Origin of the sequence: Pseudomonas sp. NPDC087639, assembly GCF_044743385.1 — a bacterium.
Lineage (GTDB): Bacteria > Pseudomonadota > Gammaproteobacteria > Pseudomonadales > Pseudomonadaceae > Aquipseudomonas.
The window spans coordinates 1-20,982 of the sequence record NZ_JBIUWI010000019.1; the positions used below are offsets into that span (position 1 = coordinate 1).

Annotated in this window: 13 protein-coding genes and 1 pseudogene; all 14 read right to left on the minus strand. The window is 60.5% G+C overall.

What is annotated here, in order from left to right:
• Positions 1–1,377: pseudogene (locus ACIOVB_RS10505) on the minus strand (hypothetical protein); the annotation flags it as partial.
• Between the two features lie 413 nt (positions 1,378–1,790).
• Positions 1,791–4,289 carry a C-type lectin domain-containing protein gene (locus ACIOVB_RS10510; protein ID WP_401267355.1) on the minus strand — a complete coding sequence of 833 codons (2,499 nt, stop codon included), beginning with the start codon at positions 4,287–4,289 and terminating at the stop codon, positions 1,791–1,793.
• 123 nt (positions 4,290–4,412) lie between these two features.
• Complete coding sequence (locus ACIOVB_RS10515) at positions 4,413–5,171, minus strand: PIG-L deacetylase family protein (protein ID WP_401267357.1); 759 nt, start codon at positions 5,169–5,171, stop codon at positions 4,413–4,415.
• Positions 5,172–5,328: 157 nt separating this feature from the next.
• Positions 5,329–6,015: a glycosyltransferase gene (locus ACIOVB_RS10520; RefSeq protein WP_401267360.1), complete on the minus strand. Its 687-nt coding sequence runs from the start codon at positions 6,013–6,015 to the stop codon at positions 5,329–5,331.
• Positions 6,012–6,611, minus strand: coding sequence for an SAM-dependent methyltransferase (locus ACIOVB_RS10525; RefSeq protein WP_401267363.1), 600 nt, complete (start codon positions 6,609–6,611; stop codon positions 6,012–6,014). The genes ACIOVB_RS10520 and ACIOVB_RS10525 overlap by 4 nt, the downstream gene beginning before the upstream one ends.
• The gene (locus tag ACIOVB_RS10530) at positions 6,608–7,378 is read right to left on the minus strand and encodes a PIG-L deacetylase family protein (RefSeq protein WP_401267469.1); all 771 of its coding nucleotides are present in this window, start codon (positions 7,376–7,378) and stop codon (positions 6,608–6,610) included. The genes ACIOVB_RS10525 and ACIOVB_RS10530 overlap by 4 nt, the downstream gene beginning before the upstream one ends.
• The gene (locus ACIOVB_RS10535; protein WP_187678379.1) at positions 7,375–8,373 is read right to left on the minus strand and encodes an acyl-CoA dehydrogenase; all 999 of its coding nucleotides are present in this window, start codon (positions 8,371–8,373) and stop codon (positions 7,375–7,377) included. The genes ACIOVB_RS10530 and ACIOVB_RS10535 overlap by 4 nt, the downstream gene beginning before the upstream one ends.
• Before the next feature lies 1 nt (position 8,374).
• Positions 8,375–10,534 (minus strand): glycogen debranching protein GlgX, encoded by a 2,160-nt coding sequence (glgX, locus tag ACIOVB_RS10540; protein ID WP_401267365.1) that lies wholly within the window; start codon positions 10,532–10,534, stop codon positions 8,375–8,377.
• 313 nt (positions 10,535–10,847) lie between these two features.
• A complete protein-coding gene (locus ACIOVB_RS10545; RefSeq protein ID WP_187678319.1) occupies positions 10,848–11,162 on the minus strand; it encodes a DUF2934 domain-containing protein in 315 nt (104 codons plus the stop codon).
• A 27-nt stretch (positions 11,163–11,189) separates the two neighbouring features.
• Positions 11,190–13,958 carry a malto-oligosyltrehalose synthase gene (locus ACIOVB_RS10550; RefSeq protein ID WP_401267367.1) on the minus strand — a complete coding sequence of 923 codons (2,769 nt, stop codon included), beginning with the start codon at positions 13,956–13,958 and terminating at the stop codon, positions 11,190–11,192.
• Complete coding sequence (gene malQ / locus ACIOVB_RS10555) at positions 13,955–16,033, minus strand: 4-alpha-glucanotransferase (RefSeq protein ID WP_401267369.1); 2,079 nt, start codon at positions 16,031–16,033, stop codon at positions 13,955–13,957. Before malQ ends, ACIOVB_RS10550 begins: the two co-directional genes overlap by 4 nt.
• 20 nt (positions 16,034–16,053) lie before the next feature.
• Entirely contained in the window at positions 16,054–17,832 is a 1,779-nt protein-coding gene (gene treZ, locus ACIOVB_RS10560; protein ID WP_401267372.1) for a malto-oligosyltrehalose trehalohydrolase, read from the minus strand.
• 17 nt (positions 17,833–17,849) lie between these two features.
• Positions 17,850–19,436 carry a glycogen synthase GlgA gene (gene glgA / locus ACIOVB_RS10565; protein ID WP_401267374.1) on the minus strand — a complete coding sequence of 529 codons (1,587 nt, stop codon included), beginning with the start codon at positions 19,434–19,436 and terminating at the stop codon, positions 17,850–17,852.
• 588 nt (positions 19,437–20,024) lie between these two features.
• Entirely contained in the window at positions 20,025–20,978 is a 954-nt protein-coding gene (locus tag ACIOVB_RS10570) for a D-2-hydroxyacid dehydrogenase family protein (RefSeq protein ID WP_401267377.1), read from the minus strand.
• Positions 20,979–20,982 lie beyond the last annotated feature (4 nt).

The following is a 20,982-nucleotide window of genomic DNA, read 5'->3' on the forward strand; positions in this document are numbered from 1 at the left end:
ATCCCCTTGCGTGCTCACATTGATGGGGCCGACGGTCTGGCTGCCCGAACCGGCGGTGCCGCTCCAGGTCACGGTGACCTGCGTGCCGATCATGTCGGGGTAGGCTGGAATGACAGCCGTCAGGGCGTCCTTGGCGGCAATCGGGTCGAGGCTTGTATCGTTGGGGGCTTGCTTGATTTTTGGCTTCAACAATTTAATCGGGGCCGCACCTGTCACCGTGGCGTTCGCGGGTTTTGAGTTACCCACCAGATCACCGTTGGGGCGGCGCAGTTCGTAGGTTACGTTGACGTCGCTACCGGCGATCACCTGGTCATTGGGTACTTCCAGGAATAAGGTTTTTTTCGCCCCGAACGGGTCCGCTTCGACCTCGCCGCTGACACTTACGACCACGTCGGCTTGTCCCGAAACTTTAGCGGTGTAGGTCGCAAGGACGCCATGCCCTACCACAAAGCGGTTGTCTGTCGTCAGAACGACCAACAACAACGCATTACCGGCGAGCTTTTCCAGATCGATGATGCTCGCATCATCACCGGGATAGTCTTCCTTGCGCTCCAGCAGAATCGGCATCGGCAGCAGGACACCATCCAGATCCTCATCCACGGTCTGCACCGGCGACCACGGTGCATCGGTGTCCGGGCCGTTGCCGAGCTGGTCGGTGACGGTGTAGGAAAAATGCAGTTTGTGATCCAGCCGTTTCGCCTTGTCCAGGTAAGCGCGGGTGATGGTGAAGCAAATGGTGATCGGCACTTCGGAACCGGGATTCGGCGGTTGCGGCGCCTGATACGGATTCACCTTGGGCTTTGGGTCCAGGAACTCGCCGTTGCACTTGAGGGTGATGAGGTCATACGCCCGGCAATACGGATAGGCCACGCACACGTCGGCGCTGACGAAGTCCGGGCCGACACCGTTCTTGATGACTTCGGGCAGCAGCAGCTTGAGTTCAGAGTGGCCGCCGGGTTCGGTCAGGCGATCCTTCAGCCCGGGACGGATGCGGTTGTAGAGTAGGGTGAGCGGCGGTTCGGAGGTGCCCTTATTGTCGCTGGCGCGTCGGATGGTGTAGTACAGCTCGTTGACCCGATCCGGATGCAGCCGGCCTTTGGGAATGCGCAATTTGGTTTTGGCGTTCGGATCGCTAATGGTCTCGCTGTCCAGTACGGCCGACTCACCCGTGAGCCAAAGCTCCATGACATCGCCGGGGTCCATGGTGCCCGACAGCGGTGGATCGACAAAGACAACAGCGCCTTCGCCGTCATCGACCAGGTCATAAGCCACCAGGGGCAAGCCGATTCTCGCGCCTTCAACGGGTTCCTTATTACCGTTGACGATTGGCGGCGACAGTACGAGGACGGTGTTGTCTGGTGGGGTTGAAGTGGTCATGGGTGAAGCTCCTGCGCGGTGGAATAGGGCAGGCGTTATCAGAGCGCTATTTAGGGAATTGCGCACCTGTCAGATCTGACAGGTGGCGACGAGTGGTCATCAGTGCGAAGTAAATGTGGGTTGTTCCTGATAGATCTGTAACGGCGTAAAGCGCGGTTGGCGGCTTCGTGGAGCTTTTTCGAATCGAGGGATTCGTAGGGGGAGGTGGGGTCGGTTTCGGGCGGGTTGGGTGTTGGTTTGATCATGGTGAAGCTCCGTGGTTGATTTAGCCGCCACGGCTCATCGTGTCTTTTAAACACTAGAGTTTAAAAGGCGAAAGATCGGACCAATGTCTAGATGAAAACGGGGTCTATCCCCGTTACATCCATTATCTCGTCGCAGTCATGCCAGGCAGCGAGGAAACCGACGTGAAATCAGCCATACAAGCACAAGGCGGGCCGTCGCAATCCATTCACATCAATACCCCATGGAGCATTACCCGAATTCCCAAGTGTTCCAGTAAGGTTGAAATAGTAGTGAGAGTCGACGCCTCCATCCCCCAGCCATACACCGAAAAGCGCACTGTCATGGCCCTGTATGATCGGCCATCCTAGCAGGGCTGCCACGTCGGTTTGCTGTCTGGCGTATAAATCAAAGAACGCCCTCATTTCATTTAAAGTCGCGAGGCGCCCCCCTCTTGCCTGGCAGTAACTTTGCGCTTCCGGCCATGTCCGCCAGGTGCTGTCGTTTCTAAGCAGTGTTCTGATACCGCTAACAGTCAGCACGTAAGAGGCTTGTGCGCCGTTTTCGTCGACGATGTTGATGGTTGTCGAACCATTGGTCTTGCAGGTCACCGTTCCCCCTTCGCGGGTCACAGTTGCGACGGCAGCGTTTGTGGAAGTATAGGTATAGGGAGACCTTCCTCCTGTTGCGGTCTGCGTGAAAATCGCCTCTGCCGGGGAGTTGAGCGGTGCACGGCCCTCTGCAACGATGAAGTTTGGCAGAGTCAGCGACTTGTCCGCACCAGGATCAAGCGCTGGAATAGACTTGACGGTATAAATGCCCTTCTGAAACGTCACCGCCTGTTTTTCGTCCTGGCTTCCACCCAGCCCCGCCTTGAACTCCACTATCAATCGACTACCGTCTTTCAGATTCTGCAAGGTGGCGAGGGGGATCAAGCGCTCCCAATAGCCTTGGCTGATCCAGGTAGTGTTGGTTTGCGAGCCCGGTGGTTGCCAAAACGTTTCGTCGTAGTTGTTGCCATCCTTTTTGGTGCCTGTCAGGCGCAGCCAGACGTACTGAGCCAGCGCAATCAGTGGCCAACGGTTCACTCGCACGGTTGCGGCAGTGGTCAGCTTGCTGACGTCGAACTCGGGGCCGGCACCATTGTTGGCCGCCTGGGTGATTAACGGCATGCCCATGGCGGGGTTTTCATCGGCAATCGGCAGCACACTCAGAACCAGCGGATCCGATGGTGTGTCATTGCCGGTCACGATGTAGGTCACCGTCACCGTTTTACCAAGGTTGAACGCCACGACTGCGTTGTCCAGAGGGATGTTCAGATCCCCTTGCGTGCTCACATTGATGGGGCCGACGGTCTGGCTGCCCGAACCGGCGGTGCCGCTCCAGGTCACGGTGACCTGCGTGCCGATCATGTTGGGGTAGGCTGGAATCACGGCCGTCAGGGCGTCCTTGGCAGCGAGCGGCTCGAGGCTTGTATCGTTGGGGGCTTGCTTGATTTTTGGCTTCAACAATTTAATCGGGGCCGCACCCGTCACCGTGGCCTTCGCGGGTTTTGAGTTACCCACCAGATCACCGTTGGGGCGGCGCAGTTCGTAGGTCACCGTCACGCTACTGCCAGCGAAGACCTTGTCGTTGGCCATTTCAAGGAACAAGGTTTTCTTGGAACCGAAAGGATCCGCTTCTACTTTGCCGGGGACAGTCACTACCACGTCGGCGGGTTGGCCTGTATTTTTCGCGGTGTAGGTGGCAAGGACATCGTCACCGGCCACAAAACGGCTGTCCGCCGTTATCACAACCATCAGCAACGGATTACCGGCGAGCTTTTCCAGATCGATGATGCTCGCATCATCACCCGGAAAATCTTCCAGCCGTTCCAGCAGAATCGGCATGGGCAGCAGGACACCATCCAGATCCTCATCCACGGTCTGCGCCGGCGACCACGGTGCATCGGTGTCCGGGCCGTTACCGAGCTGGTCGGTGACGGTGTAGGAAAAATTCAGTTTGTGATCCAGCCGTTTCGCCTTGTCCAGGTAAGCGCGATCCACGGTGAAGCAGATGGTGATCGGCACTTCGGAGCCATGATCCGGTGGTTGCGGCGCCTGATTCGGATTGACATCGGCCGTCATCAGTTCGCCGTTGCATTTGAGGCTGATGCGGTCGTAAGCCCGGCAGTAGGGGTACGCCACACACACCTCTGCGCTGAGGAAGTCCGGGGCGACGCCGTTCTTGATGGCGTCGGGCAGCAGCAATTTGAGTTCGGAGTGACCACCGGGATCGGTCAAGCGATCTTTGAGGCCAGGACGGATGCGGTTGTACAGCAATGTCAGCGCCGGCGTCGAAGTCCCCTGGTTATGACTGCCGCGGGTGATGGTGTAAACGAGTTCATTGACAAGGTCTGTCAGCAGCAGGCCTATGGGCAGATACAACGTTTGAATGTTGTTCTCTCCGCCATCCGGGATGGTTTTTGTGGCCTCGGTGCTGGCGCCGTTCAGCACGAGTCGGATGACATCGCCGGCTTCAACCGTACCCGACGCCGGCGGATCGACTTCGATTGTCAGGCCCATGGGTTTGGGGTCATAGACATGTTTGGGCACACCCAAAATGGCGCCGATTACCGGGGTAGTGGCTTCAGGTACTCGGGGTGGGCGGAGCACAAGAATGGTGTTGTCTGGTGGGGTTGAGGTGGTCATGGGCGAAGCTCCTGCGCGGTGGGATAGGGCAGGTGTTATCAGAGCGCTATACAGGGAATTGCGCACCTGTCAGATCTGACAGGTGGCGACGAGTGGTCATTGATGTGAACGCACAGGCTTTGCTCAGACGAAAACAATTTCGTAAGGCAAACGCATCCGCTCCAGAATCACCGGTGGCAGCATCGGGGCGATGCCGATTGCCGGCTCGCCCTTGAGCTGGCTGGCGTAGGCGTGGGTGGCGTGGCTCTTGCGCGCGACGGTCCAGGTGTCGAGGCGCAGTTTGCGTGCGCGCTCCCAGGGGATCAGTTTTTGATCGCGCTCAGGCCAGTGCCACGCCCAGACAGGCACATCGTGGAAGGTCGCACCGGCCAGTTCGGCGGCTTCGGCGGCAGCGCAACCAACGGCCTCATGATCGTCATTGCCATCGCCGCGCCAAGTGCTGAACACCACGTCACCTGGCCGCAAGTAGCGGCCGATGAACTCGGTCAGTTGAACATGCTGGTCGCTCAAGGCGTTGTCGGTGAAACCGCCGCGCACCCATTTCAGGCTGTGCATCGGCAGGCCGAGGCGACGCAGGGCTTCGACGCTTTCCTGCGGGCGAAATACGCTCAGGCGTTTTTCCGACCATTGCCGCGAGCCGGGGTGGCTGGCACTGCCGTCGGTGATGGACAGCAGTTGCAGCGGATGACCGAGACTTGAGAGTAATTGCAGCAGGCCGCCGCAGGTCACCACTTCATCCCCGGGATGCGGGGCGATCACCACGGCGCGGGCGCCGGGCGGCACCAGACTGCGGGTGTTGATGACGGGAATATTGTCGAGTTGCGCGGCGCTGTTCCAGATTTGCGCTGACGGGCTGTTTTCGATGAGCGATAACGGTTTCATGGGTACGACGTCCTTGTGTTGTCTCGCCCTCAATCGTGCCCACAGCCAGAAACATCTGCGGTGGCCGACCCGTGAAGGCTGGTTGATTGCCGTGCGGTGCTCCGAACCCTGGATTGCCGCGCAGCAGAGTATTGCTCATGAAGCGTGGTTCGTCGCGTCACAGATCAATCTGATCCGCTTTTTTTTGTGTCATCTGTGCCAGATTTCGCAAGTAGTCGCCAAATCCGCCACGCGCGCGGCTGTCGAAACGGGCGCTGGTGTGAACTTGCGGGCGATGGCTCCAGGCGATGTTCGCGCCGGCCAGTTCCAGCGCCCGCACCAGTTGCACATCTTCGTCGCAAACCAGCGGTTTAAAGCCTCCAGCCCAACGATAGGCATCGGCGCTGACGCCCAGATTGGCGCCGTGGATATGCCGGTGGCCCTCGCAGGCCCGATAGTGCCGGTGATAGCGAATTTGTGCCGCTTGATCGAACGATTCATGCCAGCGCTCGACAGTGACCGTACCGCATACCGCGTCCGCACCCAACCCGAGTTGCGCCACCAGCCAGTCATCGGCGACGCGGCTGTCGGCGTCGGAGCAAGAGATCCAGCGCGCCCCGCGCTCAAGCAACAGCTGTGCGCCAGCGGCTCGGGCCTGGCCGACATTGCGTGCATCAATATGCAGGCTCTGCACCGGATAGCCGCTGACGATCTGCGCCGAGCGATCAGTGCAACTGTCGAGCACCACCAGCACTTCAACCCGTTCGCCAGCGAGCAAACCGTGCCGGCTGGCCCTTAGCGCGGCGTTCAGGCATTCGTCGAGCAGGTCTTCTTCGTTGTGGGCCGGGATCAAAATGCCAATCATCGCAAACCCTCCAGCGATGCCACCGAGCGCGGTTCGCGACTCCATACTTCAAGAATAAAGTCGGCCTCCTGATGCAGCACCAGGCGCGGCAAGTGCAATTTTTCGTGGATCAAGTCGTGAACCTGCCGTGCATTCAACGGGCAGCCGTCGATGGGGGGGCGCCAGTGGCAGGCCAGCAGTTGGCCGTCGGCGGTCAGGGAATCACTGATCCGGCGGATCACTTCTGTCAGATCTTTACTGTCGAGGTAGTAGCCGATCTCGCTAAATACAATCAGGTCGAATTTTTCCTCCGGCCAGTCGCCGGGCAAACGACTTTGGCGTACTTCGGTGTGATCAAACAGGCTCAATCGCGTGGTCGCCAGACTCACCGCAGCGCTCGCGGTATCACAGCACAGGAGTCGATCACAGCGACCGGCCAGTTCGGCACTCAACTCGCCATTGGCGCAGCCCGGCTCGAAAATCGACCGGTAATGCGGACGCGGCAAAGCGGCGAGGGTGATCGCGCGTTTGCGTTGCTCGTACCAGCGCTGGCGGAACGCCCACGGGTCATCGTTGCCGGCGAATAGGCCTTCGAAGTAACGATCCTCGACGCTCATAGAAACACCACTTCAAACGGTTGCAGCAGGCGATCAAGCACGTACGGCGCCAGCACCGGGGCGAGTCCGGCGGCCGCGTCGCCCTCCAGTTGACTGGCAAAGGCGTGTACTGCGTGGCGTTTGCGCGCCACTTGCTCAGGCGACAGCAGAATCTTGCGTGCTCGTTGCCACGGCACCAAAGCGTCTTCAGGCGTTGCCCAGTGCCATGTCCACACGGGTAGCTCATGGCAGGTTGCGCCGACTCTGCGCGCCGCTTCGGCACTGGCGCGACCGACGGCTTCATGGTCGCAATGGCCGTCCTCGCGCCAAGTGGTAAAAATGACATCGTCGGGGCGCAGATGCCGCTCGATAAAGTCGCTCAGCTCAGCTTCTTGCGCCGCTACTTGCGTGTCAGTGAAACCGCCACGCAGCCATTTCACCCGATGCGTGGGCAGGCCGAGGCGCCGTAGCGCTTCGGCGGATTCCTGCGGACGGATCACGCTCAGGCGCTCCACTGGCCAGCGTTTGGAGCCGGGGTGGCTGGCACAGCCGTCGGTGACCGAGATCAGTTGCAGCGGGCGGCCGGCAGCGGCGAGCAATTGCAGCAAGCCGCCGCAACCGAGCACTTCATCGTCCGGGTGTGGCGCGATGATTACTGCTCTTGCGCCCGGCGGAACCAGACTTTGAATATCAATGCTGTCCAATTGCGCCAGTTGCCGCGAACCCTGCCATTGGTGCAGCGACGTGCCTTGGCCGACGATCGGATTATCTTTCTTGACCGCATTCATAGCGTCCATGCCTCTGCGGGTTGAGCGGCAACCAGTTGGCCGAGGCCGGCGAGGTCGCGTTCGGCGTGGCTTTGACGCAGAAACACCGGCAGATCGGCGATCAGTCGGGCGAAATGCCGATCCTTGCAATACGGCCCGGCACCCAAGGCACGTCCGACCTCACGGATGACTTGCTCGGCGGATTGTTCCACCACGGCGCGGGCGCGTCGGGCCAGCAGTTCGGCGCTGTCCTCGGGATTTGCATCGATGTGCAAGGCGCTGAAGCGCAGCACATCGGCGGCTGCCTGCAAGGCGCTGTCGACCGCGCCGAGATGGGCGAGGGCATGCGGCTCGTCTCGATGAGCACATTGCTTGCGCAGGTATTCACCGATTTGCCGCGCAGCGCCATACCAGCACGCTGCGATGCCGATCCCGCCTTGCCAGAAGCCTGGGCGTTGCAGGTAATCACCGGGATTGCCGATGGCCTGCGCTTCGGCGCCGTCGAACAACACTTCGACGCTGCCGGTGGCGCCCATGCCCACCGCTTGCCAGCCTTGATCGGTAACGGTCACACCCGGTTGATCCAGTGCGACGGCGACCAATTGTTGCTGATCATCGGCATCCCACGCGGTGAGCAGCGCATGGCTCAGCACGGCAGCGCCGGAGCACCAGGCTTTTCGTCCATTGAGCGTGACCATATGCCCGGCGGGACGCACTTGCACCCGCGCTTGCGGCGGTTCGGCCGCCCACATGCCCCACGTGCTGCCGGGCGTTGGCGAACCACCCAATTGCTCGATGATTGCCAGCGCGTCGGTATGGCCTTCATAGAGTTTGCATAACCCCAGATCATGCCCGCCGACATTCGCCAGATGCCGAAAACGCTCCAGCGTGTGACCGCTGCCCGGCAGCGGTAAACGATCCAGTCCGGCTTCAACCATGGCCCGCAGGCATCCACCGAGGGCTAACGTGTCGGCATAGTCCGGTGGGCGGCGGGCCAGATAGTTCTGCAAGTCCATATCAGTCTTCTTCTTCACGTTGCAGTTCAAACAGCAGCAGCGAACGCCCGGTGACGGAGTACTCGTGACCGAAGTCGAAGCGCTCCTGGCCTCGGATCGCCGGCTGATTGGTGTCGACCATGCAGGTCCAGAAACTGCCTTCCGGGACTTCCGGCAAGGTGAAGTTGACGATGTCGTGGTGCGCATTGACCACCAGCAGCAGGGTCGCGTCGGCACCCTTGCGCAGAATCCCGGTTTCCTGCGCGCGGCCGTCGAGCAACATGCCCAGGCAACGATTGTGCGCGTCATGCCAATGCTCGGTGGTCATCTCGGTGCCGTCCGGGGCGAGCCAGGTCACGTCCTTGACGCCGATGTCCTCGTTGTACTCGCCGACCAGGAAGCGCCCACGACGCAGGATCGGATAAGCCAGACGCAGCTTGATCAGGCGTTTGACGAATTTGAGCAGGGCCTTGCCGTCCTCGCTCAGATCCCAGTTGACCCAGCCGATCTCGCTGTCCTGGCAGTAGGCATTGTTGTTGCCATCCTGCGTGCGGGCGAATTCGTCGCCGGCGACAATCATCGGCGTGCCTTGGGCCAACAGCAGCGTGGCGAAGAAGTTGCGCATCTGCCGATGACGCAGCGCGTTGATTTCGGGATCGTCGGTCGGACCTTCTACGCCATGGTTCCAGGACAGGTTGTTATTGCTGCCGTCCTGATTGTTCTCGTCGTTGGCTTCGTTGTGCTTGTCGTTGTACGACACCAGATCGTTGAGGGTGAAGCCGTCGTGGGCAGTGATGAAGTTCACCGATGAATACGGCCGCCGGCCGCGCTGGTTGAACATCTCGCCGGACGCGGTCATGCGGCTGGCAAAGTCGGCGACCTGGGCGTCGTCACCCTTCCAGAACGCGCGCACGGTGTCGCGGAATTTGTCGTTCCACTCGACCCAGCCCGGCGGGAATTTGCCGACCTGATAGCCACCGGGGCCGCAATCCCACGGTTCGGCGATCATTTTCACCTGACGCAAAACCGGGTCCTGACGGCAGGCCACAAGGAAGCTGTGCCGCTCATCGAAACCGTCGTGATAGCGGCCGAGGATAGTCGCCAGGTCGAAGCGGAAGCCGTCGACATGCATTTCGCTGGCCCAGTAACGCAACGAGTCGGTGACCATTTGCAAGACGCACGGGTGACTCAAATCCAACGTGTTGCCGGTGCCGGAATCGTTGATGTAGAAGCGCTTGTCGTCCGGCATCAGCCGGTAATACGAGGCGTTGTCGATGCCGCGCATCGACAGGGTCGGGCCTTGCTCGTTGCCCTCGGCAGTGTGGTTGTAGACCACGTCGAGGATCACTTCGAGATTGGCTTCGTGCAGGTGGGCGACCATCTCCTTGAACTCGGCGATCTTGCCGCTGGCCAGGTAGCGCGGGTCCGGGGCGAAAAACGCAATGCTGTTGTAGCCCCAGTAGTTGGTCATGCCCTTGTGCAGCAGGTGCTGGTCGTTGACGAAAGCGTGGATCGGCAGCAACTCGACCGATGAAACCCCGACGCTGCGAATGTGCTTGAGCACATCGTCATTCATCAAACCGGCGAAGGTGCCGCGCACGTTTTCCGGCACAGAGGGGTGGCGCATGCTGATGCCGCGCACATGAGTCTCATAGATGATGGTTTTGTCCCACGGCACGCTGACGCGCTGGTCGTTGCCCCAGGTATGCGCCGGGTCGATGACTTTGCATTTGGGCACGAAGGGAGCGCTGTCGCGTTCGTCGAAACTGAGGTCGGCGTCGGGGTGGCCGATGGTGTAGCCGAACAAGGCTTCGGACCACTTGAGTTGGCCGACCAGTTGTTTGGCGTAGGGGTCGATAAGCAATTTGTTGTGGTTGAAGCGGTGGCCGTTGGCCGGGTCATACGGACCGTAGAAGCGGTAGCCATAGATCAGCCCCGGGTGGGCGTCGGGCAAGTAGCCGTGGTAGATCTCATCGGTGTATTCGGGCAGTTCGATTCGTTCGAGCTCGACTTCACCGGCATCGTCGAAGATGCACAGTTCGACCTTGGTGGCGTTGGCGGAAAACAGGGCAAAGTTCACCCCTAAGCCATCCCAGGTCGCACCGAGCGGGAAGGGCAGCCCCTCACGAATTCTCGAGGGCTCGGCGTGCTGTGCGGGCTCGGCTTTTTTTGGACGGGTCATGATTGCTCCTGCAAAAATCGGGGTAGTTCGGTTGATACCTGACCAGTGGGGGGAAGGCTTTGTGGTGAGGGGATTTATCCCCGATCGGCTGCGCAGCAGTCGCAAAATCATTGAATGCGGGGTGTCAGATGTTCCGCATTGGTTGTTCTGGGGCCGCTTCGCGACCCATCGGGGCGGTGCGACGTTTCGCTAAATCCCCTCACCACATAAGTTTTCACCAGCATGGCGGTAGTGTGTTTTTTCAGGGCGAGTTGGCCCTCTGTGGCGAGCAAGCCCGCCACACAGTCATTCAGTTCAATAATCGGGGGGAGCGTCAGTTCGCCGGGGGCTTGCGTGGCACCTTGGGCTTTTTCTCGACGGCTTTTTCGCCCGGTGGCACGACTTTGGCGGCGCTCGCAGGCTTGGCTTTGGCCGGGGCTTTGGGCTTGGCGGCTGGCGCCTTCACCTCGGCGGTTTTGCCTGCTGTTTTGCTGCCGGCAGCCTTCGGTGATTTCTTCGGTGCCAGTGCTTCGGCCTCGGCCAGTTTGCGCGCCATCTCCCAATGGCGTTCTTCGTGGCCCTCGGGCTTACCTTCGGATTCCCAGATCTGATAGGCGAATTCGCGGATGCGTTTATCGTCGGTGCTCATCGCAATGCTCCTGAACTGAACTCATGCTTACGTTAAGTGTTGGATAAAGAGATTGACCGGGACATCCCCCAGCGCGTCGCTGACATTCAGCTCCCTGCTTTTTGTGACTGCTGTGGTTGCAAAAAGTCCCTTCAGATTTTTGTCAGAGGCGGCGAACGGTAAAACCACCCGCGTATCGCCCCAGCGCAGCGCATCGATTTGCGGGACGGCACTGTTTTCCAGCAATGTCGCGCAGCGAATCGGCACGATCACGATGGCTTGCTGACCTTCATGCTCGCGAGCAAACGCGAGCACGTTATGCGCCTGGCTGCCCAGCACCTCCAGCGGCTGGTACGTGCCACGCCGGAACAGCTCGGCGTGTTCAGCGCGCAGGTTCAGCACTTGGGCGATCAAGGCTTGCTTGATGTGACCGTCACGCCAGTTCGACAGCAGCTCCGTGGTCGGCGCCTGCGCCGCCAAAGCCTGCTCGCGAGCGGGGTAGTCCACCGGCCGGCGGTTGTCCGGATCGACCAGGCTGAAGTCCCAGAACTCGTTGCCTTGATACAAATCCGGCACTCCCGGCACCGTCATGCGCAGCAAGGTTTGCGCCAAGCCGTTGAGCGCGCCGGCTGCGGCAATGCTGTTGACCGTTTTGCTCAACGCCGCGCGCAGCAGTTCACCTTCTTCACCGTTGAGGAGTTTTTCGGTGAATGCCTGCGCGGCGTTTTCATAGGCTTCGTTCGGCGCGCTCCAACTGCTTTGCAGCTTGGCTTCACGCAGGGCTTTCTGTTGCCATTGCCAGATGCGTTTGGCGTAGTCGGCAAAACCTGCCTGATCGCCGTCATGCAAATCCAGCGGCCAACTGCCGAGCAGCGCCTGATAGAGAATCAGCTCATCACCGGTCGACGGCATTTGCTCGTCAACGCGCACAGGGCGGGCGAGGGCGCGCCACAGTTCGATCTGTTCGGCGTACCAGTGGCTGCGCTCGCTGAGTACCGCGAGGCGCGCGCGGGTGTCTTCGCCGCGTTTGTGGTCGTGGGTGGCAGTGGCCAGCAGGTTGTCGGGGAATTGAGCCAGGCGCTGCAGATTGATCTCGTGGAAATCGCTGACCGGCGCGCTGAACTGCTCGGTGTTGTAGCCGACGTCATTGCGCGACAGCAGCACGGCCGAACGATACAGCGCGGTGTCTTCCACGGCTTTGGCGGCCGCCGGCGAAGTCAATTGCTGGAAGCGCACGCAGGCATGTTTGAGGATTTTGCGCGAGCGTCCGCGTGGCTTTTGTCGCCATGGCGTGCCGCCGAGCCACGCAGCGACACAGTCGAGCACCGGCCAGTCGCCTTCGCCGAGAGTCTGCCGCGCACCGTCCATGGCCTGCTGAAAAAACACGTCATCCTGCGCCGAGCGACCCATCGCGCTGATGTAGGTGCGATACACCGGGAAATGCACAATCAACGCCTGTAGTACGCGGCGAATTGCGCCGAGGGTCAAGTCGCGGGTCATCAGGTCATCGCGGGCCACTTGCAGCAGCGCTTGGGCAACGCTTTCGCAATCGCTGGCCAGCGAGCCATTGAGGATCTGCTGACGCGCCAGTTGTGCTTCTTCGATAAACGCTGCGGGGCGTTCGGTGCGGCGCTGCCACAAGTCACCCAGTACGAATTCGCCGTCCGGATCGTGTTGCAGCAACGACAGCTGATTCATGAATTCGTAACCGGTGGTGCCGTCCACCGCCCAGTCGCGGCGAGGGGTTTCGCCGGCACCGAGGATTTTTTCAATGTAGATCGGTAGATGCCGTCCCGGCGCCAACAGGTCAACACGCCGACGCAGTTTGCGGCAGTAACCGCGCGGATCGGCGAGGCCGTCGATATGGTCGATGCGCAAACCGTCGACCAACCCTTCGGCGATCAACTGAAAGATTTTGCCGTGGGTCGCTTCGAACACCGCCGGACGTTCGACGCGCAAACCACCCAACTCATTGATGTCGAAGAAACGCCGCCAGTTGATGTCGTCAGCCGCCGTGCGCCAACTGGCGAGGCGATAGCTCTGGCGCTCCAGCAACTGATGGAGCTTGTGGAAGCCTTCCTCAGTAGTTGAGTCGTAATGCTCCAGATTGCGCTGGATGGCTTCAAGGATCTGCGGATCTCTGGCCAGTTGCCGCAGTTCTTCCTTCAGCGGGCCAGCCAGTGAATGGGCGTTGGTCTGATAGCTGAGGGCACTGAAATGATCGGCGAGCGATTTCAGCGCATCTTCCGGTTTGAGCAATTCGCCGTAATCGTTCGGGCAGATCGGGAAGCGGTGATCGTAATGCTCGACGTGGAAGCTGCCGTTCTGCGCATTGAAATGCAGTCTAAGCGTGCCTTCCTGCAACGCGACACCGTAATCGCTGCCGAGAAACGGCAGCAGCAACTGGCCTTCCATCAAGGGGTCCGGCGAGTGCCACTGAATGTCAAAGAACTCGCCGCAGGGGCTCAGGCGTCCCCATTCCAGCAGATCCAACCACCATGGATTGTCACTGCCGCCAACCGCCATGTGGTTGGAGACGATGTCGAGGATCAGGCCCATGTCGTGTTCGCGCAGGGCGCCGACCAGGTTCCGTAGCGCGGGTTCGCCGCCGAGTTCCGGGTTGACCTGAGTCGGATCAACCACGTCGTAGCCGTGCATCGAACCTGCCCGCGCCGCGAGCAGTGGTGAGGCGTAGATGTGGCTGATGCCCAGACGGGCGAAATACGGCACCAGTGGCACCGCTTGTTCAAGGGTGAAGCCTTTGTGAAATTGCAGGCGCAGGGTGGCGCGCAATGGCTGGATGAGCGCCTGATTCATTGGTCACGCTCGGCTGCCTGAAGGCGTGCGCACGCCAATAGTTCAAGACGCCGCGCTGCATCCGCACCGTCGAGCAAAGCTTCGCTGGCGCCGGGCAGGCGCCGCGACCAGTTCGGATGCGTATCGATCGTGCCTGGCAGATTGGCTTGTTCGTCGATGCCCAGCGCGTCTTCCAGCGGTAGCAACACCAGCGGCGCGCGAGTATGTCCGAGGAAACGCACGCTGGCGTCCACCACCTGATCGGCCTCGTGGGACTCTTCGCGAAAGTTCTGCGGGTCTTGGCTCAACGCTCCGCGCAGGCCTTCACGTTCCCGTTGACGATGCCGGCGCCATTCGATTTCGCCGTTGGCATCGACAAAACCCAGTCGCGAATTCCAGTCGATGTCGCGGCCATGCCACCAGCCGTTTAGCGTCGGCAGATCGTGAGTGCTGGTGGTCGCCAATGCGTTATCCGGCCAGTCGAGAATCGGTTTGAAACGGGTGTTGTCCTGTTCGAACAACAGCACGCGCATTCCGAGCATGGAGCGGGCGATGAGTTTTTCCTGGAGACCGTCGGGTACGGTGCCGAGGTCTTCGCCGAGCACAATCGCTTGATGACGATGGGATTCAAGCGTCAGCAAGCGCAACAGATCGTCCACCGGGTAATACAGGTAGGCACCGTCGGCCGGTGCCGCGCCGTTGGGAATCACCCACAGGCGTTGCAGGCCCATGACATGGTCGATGCGCAAACCGCCGGCGTGGGCGAAGTTCGCGCGCAGCATTTCGATGAAGGCACGAAAGCCGTTGCGGATCAGGCCTTCGGGGGAAAACGCGGAAATCCCCCAGCCCTGACCGGAGCGATTAAGAATGTCCGGTGGCGCACCAACGGTGAGCGAGGCGAGCAGTTCGTCCTGAAAGCTCCAGGCCTGACTGCCAGCGCCATCGGCACCCACGGCAAGGTCGGCGATCAGGCCGATGCCCATGCCGGCGCTACGCGCGGCGGTTTGCGCACGCTCCAGGCATCGGTGGATCAGCCATTGGCAGAACGCAAAGTAACCGATGCGCTCAGCATATTCTTCGGCAAACGCTTCGAGGGCGGCGCCGCGCGGGTCGTGCCAATGTTCCGGCCATTCGCGCCAGTCGAGGCTTTCGCCACGTGCGGCGCGCATTTCCTGGATGGCTTCGAAGCGGCAGTGGTTTTCCAGTGCCTCGCCACCAGCATGACGAAAACTGGCGAAGTCCGGGTGCAACGGGTGATCGCCCGCAGTGAATCCGTCGTACAGGGCTTGCAGCAGTTTGAGCTTGGCCTCGGCAGCGGCGGGCCAGTCGATCAGTTTCAGGTCTTCCAGTTTCGCAAACTGCTCGGCCAGACCAGCGCTGTCGATCGCATCGCGCAAAGCCCGTTCACCGAGAATTGTGCCGGGTGCGGCATACAGGGAATTGAGAAACAAACGGCTGGATGGCGAATATGGACTGTAGCGCCCGGTGTCGGCGCTGAACATCGCGTGCAGCGGGCTGATCGCCAGGGCGTCTGCACCGCGTTCACCGGCCACCCGCGCCAGTTCTTCCAGTGCCTGGGTATCGCCGAAGCCACCATCGCCGGAGCGACGAAGGCCATATAGCTGCACGCTGAGCCCCCAGGCTCGAGGGATCGGATTGTCGACCGCGTCGCCGACGCTGAAGCAGCGCTCAGGCGCCACGGCGAGGGTGAAGTATTGATCGTCAATGTGAACCTGTTGATAGCCGACCGGGATCAGGCCGGGCAGTACCGACTCGGAATCGAGTTTCAGGTTCATGCGCGAACCGTCTTCGAGGTGGATCTCACACGGGGTTTCAGGTTTGAAATAACGCGCAAGGTCAACTCCGACGCCGACATCACTGGTCAGCAGCGGCGGCAGGTGACGGTCTTGCTGGACCTGTTGCAGTTCAAGCAGGCTGGCGTCGATTTCCTGGGAGGTGCTGGCAGGGTGGCCAAGGCCGATCAGGACATTGCGCAACACCGCCGGGGCGACTTTTTGCGGGCGGCCGTTGGCGTCGATCCAGTCGACGGCCAGGCCGGCTCTGCTTGCAAGAATTTCCAGTTGCGCATCGCTCATAGGCGCTCTCCATCCAAAGGTTACAAAGGGGTTGCGGCCGTGAGGCTGACAAGCGCGCAATACGGGGGCAGCAGGCCCTCATCCGACAGTTCGACGGCAGGTGGCTTTTGAAAAAGCCACACTGCGCCGGTCCGTGGAGGGTTGACCACCGCCGTATCACTGAGGTTCAGGTCGATTCGCAGCTCACTGCCATCGCCCAGGCGCCAACGTGCGCTGACGGCGCCATGGCCGAGCATTTGCGCTCCCAGCGCCTGAGTACCAGACAGGTGGGGGATGATGTGTTTATGGCGCAATTGCAGGAGTTGCCGGTATAGCGCGAGGGTTTGCTGTTGCAGTGGCGTGCCGTCACCAATCAGCCGTGGCTGTGAGGCATGGAAGGTTTGTTCGGCGTTAGGATCGGGAATTTGCTCGCGTTTGTGCGGATCGTTGAAGGCGCCGAACGCGGCGAATTCATTGCGCCGGCCCTCGCGTACCAACTCCGCCAGTTCGCCGTGATGGCTGGTGAAGAACTGGAACGGCTGCTCGGCGGCAAACTCGTCGCCCATGAACATCATCGGGATCATCGGTGACAGCAGCAACAGCACGGTTGCTGCCTGCACCGCGCGGGGATCGGCCAGTTGATGCAGGCGCTCGCCAAAGGCGCGGTTGCCAATCTGATCGTGGTTCTGCAGGAACAGGACAAACGCGGTCGAAGGCAGGTGTTCACTCGGTTCGCCCCGGGGTTCGCCGTGGCGGGTGATGTGGCCCTGAAACACGAAGCCCTGACTCAGACAACGCACCAATTGTTCGGTGGGTTGCAGGGCATAGTCGGCGTAATAGGCATCGGTTTCGCCGGTCAGCAACACATGTAAAGCGTTATGGCCGTCGTCGTTCCACTGCGCGTCGTAATCATTCTCCAGCAGGCTCGATTGATTGAGCTCGTTTTCCACGGTCAGCCAGACATGACGGGTCGGGTCGATCTGCTGGCGGATGCGCTGGGCCATGTCACTGAGAAAGTCCGGATCTTCGATGGCGTGCACCGCGTCCAGGCGCAGGCCGTCGAAGCGGTATTCGAGCAGCCACATCAATGCGTTTTCGATGAAAAACTCGCGCACCTCGGTACGTCGAAAATCGATCGCCACGCCCCACGGGGTATGTTTGTCCTCGCGAAAGAAGCCTTTGGCGTAACGGTGCAGGTAATTGCCATCGGGGCCGAAGTGGTTGTAGACCACATCGAGAATCACCGCCAGACCGTGGCCGTGAGCGCTGTCTATCAGGTGCTTGAGTTGTTCCGGTGTGCCGTAGGACGCTTGCGGCGCATATGGGAGGACGCCGTCGTAACCCCAGTTTCGATCACCCGGGAACTGCGCCAGCGGCATCAGTTCGATGGCGGTGACACCCAGCTCAACCAAGCGTTGCAAGTGCTGTTCGACCTCGGCAAACCCGCCAAGCGCACCGACGTGCAGCTCGTAGATCACCGCTTCGCTCCACGGCCGACCGCGCCATTCGGTGTGTCGCCACTGATAGGCCAGCGGATCGACTACCACGCTGCGGCGGTCGAGATCGCCGTCCTGTGCTCTGGAGGCCGGGTCGGGCACCTCAAGTTCGCCATCGATGTTGTAGCGGTAACGCGTGCCCGCCGGGCAACGGGTCTTGATCACAAACCAACCATCGGCCTGCGGTAGCATCGGCAGTGACTGTCCGTCCTCCAACTCCACGCTGACGTAAAACGCATCCGGCGCCCACAGCGCAAATTGTGTGTGTTCGGCGTCCTGCATGATCGCGCCGTGGGGCCAGTTCTCTTGGGTCCGTAACGGCATCGTGGAAAACTCCCTGATTATTTGTGGTGTGCTTTACCCAGCGCCTTGGCGACCAGTTGTTCATAGAGTTCAGCGTAGGGTTCGACCGCTTTACACCAGTTGAATGGCGCGGCCATGGCCCGGCAACGCATGGCGTTGAGCAGTTCGGGAAAGGCAAAGACCTTGAAGGCGCGGCTCAGGGCTTCGCGGTAGCTGTCGGCGGTGGACTCGTCGAACAGGAACCCGGTGACGCCGTTTTCGATGGTGTCGGCCAACCCCCCGGTGTTGCGTGCTACCGGCAACGAACCGAAGCGCTGGGCGTACATCTGGCTCAAGCCGCATGGCTCGTAACGCGAAGGCATCAGCAAGAAATCGCTGCCGGCAAACATCCGGCGGGCGTCGGTTTCGTTGAAGCCGATGCGTACGCCGACCTGGCCAGGAAAGCGCAGCGCCAATTCGCGCATGGCTTGCTCTTCTTCCGGCTCGCCACGACCGATAATCGCGATCTGGCCGCCGTTCTGTACGATGTACTCGGAGACTGCCTCGGTCAGGTCCAGGCCTTTCTGATAGACCAGGCGCGAGACCACGGCGAACAACGGGCCTTCGGAGTCTTTCAGCCCGAACAGGTCACGAACGTGAGCGGCGTTGACTGCTTTGCCTTCCCAATCGCCAATGGCGAAGGGCGCGAATAGATGTGGGTCTGTGGCCGCGTCCCAGCTCTCATCAATCCCGTTGGGGATACCGCTGAGCAAACCCTGCTGGGTCTTGGCGGCGAGAAAGCCGTCGAGGCCGCAGCCGAAATCCGGGGTAGTGATTTCCTGTGCGTAGGTGGCGCTGACTGTGGTGATGTGGCTCGAATAGGCCATCCCCGCCTTAAGGAACGACATCTTGCCGTAGAACTCCATGCCTTCCTGTTGCAGGGCATGGTTCGGAATGCCGAGCTCGGGGCAGGAGCCGAGGCTGGTGACGCCTTGATAGGCCAGGTTGTGAATGGTGAACAGTGTTGGCGTGCGCTGCCCGCGCCAGTGCATATAGGCAGGGGCCAGACCGGCCGGCCAGTCATGGGCGTGCACCAGATCCGGGCACCAGTGAATCTGGGCCAGATTGGCGGCGATATCGGCAGCAGCCAGACCCAGGCGAGCAAAGCGAATGTGGTTGTCTGGCCAGTCGCGACCGTTGTTGGCGCCGTAGGGCGAACCTTCGCGCTCGTAGAGCTCAGGGCAGATCAGCACGTAGATCACCAGCCCGTCCGGCATGTCCATGCGTCCGATCTTGCACGGTGGCAGCGCGGCGTGGCCGCCGAGTTCGCCGATGATATGGATCGGGTTTTCGCTGTGCATCACCTGCGGATAACCGGGGATCAACACCCGCACGTCGTGCAGATGGGCCATGGCGCGGGGCAGGGCGGCGGAAACGTCACCCAGGCCGCCGGTCTTCACCAGATCTGCGATTTCCGAGGTCACGAACAATACTTTTTTCTTGTTGGGATTCTGACTCGCGACCGGAGTCAGCGTCTTGGTGCCGGGGACGCTGATCGATCGGCTGCCGGGAACGCTGACGGTACTCGATTCGCCTACTGCCTGCTGAGCACGCTCTCCCTGAATATCCAATGCCGCACTGATCATATGAATCTCCCGTCTCGTTGATCTGATTCTTGTCTTGAACAAGCGATGTCCATGGCCAAGTCCTGTGGCCGGGCGCAAACGCGCCTCGCATCGGTGAGCAAACGCTACCCAACACGCGCTAGCAGAATGGGTGGTGAGGCCATTGCAAGGAATGAACCAGTCGCGTTCCCCCTGCCTTTCAGATGACCCGCCGTCTTCAGCAAAAGTTTCGATTATTTTGCTGTGGTGTGACCGGCCGGTTTCGCCCCGCGAAAATGAGTCTAGGCCAGATCCTAGAGCGGGCGAGGGGGAATGGGTAAATTGTTCGACAATCGGTTGGCGAGGCACGGAAACCGTGGTGTGAGGATGCAAACGCACCGACGAAGTGCAGGTTTTTTTCGGCAGATGGGTCAAAACGGTGACTGATCGGTCACGATTTTGTGCTGGTGGGGAGAGAGGGTGCACTGTTGTGGTGCGGGCAGTTATTGATTTGGATGACTGCATGGCTCCTGTAGGAGCTGTCGAGTGAAACGAGGCTGCGATCTTTTGATCCTGCTTTGTAAAGATCAAGATCAAAAGATTGCAGCCTTCGGCAGTTCCTACAGGGTTTCAGTTCAATAAACGAACCGGGTTGCCCGCCGACCAGCCTTGTATATCCTCGATCATCTGCGAAAAGAACTGCGCATAGTTCTGCCGACTGACATACCCCACGTGCGGTGTCGCCAGCACATTGTCCAGCGTGCGGAAAGGGTGCAGCGCGGGCAGTGGCTCCTGATCGAATACATCCAGCGCTGCCCCGGCAATACGCTGTTTCTGCAAAACCTTGATCAGCGCCGCTTCATCGACGATAGGCCCGCGAGCCGTGTTCACCAACAGTGCAGTCGGTTTCATCCAGCCCAGCGCCTGCGCATCGACCAGCCCGCGACTGCGTTCGCTGAGTACCAGATGCACCGACAGCACATCGGCCTGTTCGAACAGTTCCTGCTTGCTGACATAGGTCACACCGACCTGTGCCGCACGTTCGGCCGTGAGGTTTTCGCTCCAGGCGATCACCCGCATGCCGAACACCTGGCCAAACTGCGCCACTCGCTGACCGATACTGCCCAGGCCGAGAATACCCAGCGTCTTGCCGTGCAGATCGCCGCCAAGACCTTGCTGCCATTGGCCTTCGCGCAGCGAATTGACTTCGTTCACCAGATTGCGCGTGGCCGCCATGATCAGCGTCCAGGTCAGTTCGGGCGCGGCGTGTTTGTAGCTGTCGGTGCCGCAGACCTTGATACCCAGTTTTGCCGCTGCCTGCATGTCCAGCGCGGCGTTGCGCATACCACCGGTCACCAGCAACTTGAGATTGGGCAAGCGCTTGAGCAGGTCTTCATCGAAGCGCGTGCGTTCGCGCATCACGCAGATCACCTGGTACTTGCCCAGCCGTTCGGCGAGCTTGGCGTTGTCCGCCGGGTAATCATGTTCGAATGTCACTTCACCGATGCTGTCGAGGACCGACCAGTCGACCACGTCGCGGGCCACGTCCTGCCAGTCATCGATTACCGCAATCTGCACCGCCATCAGC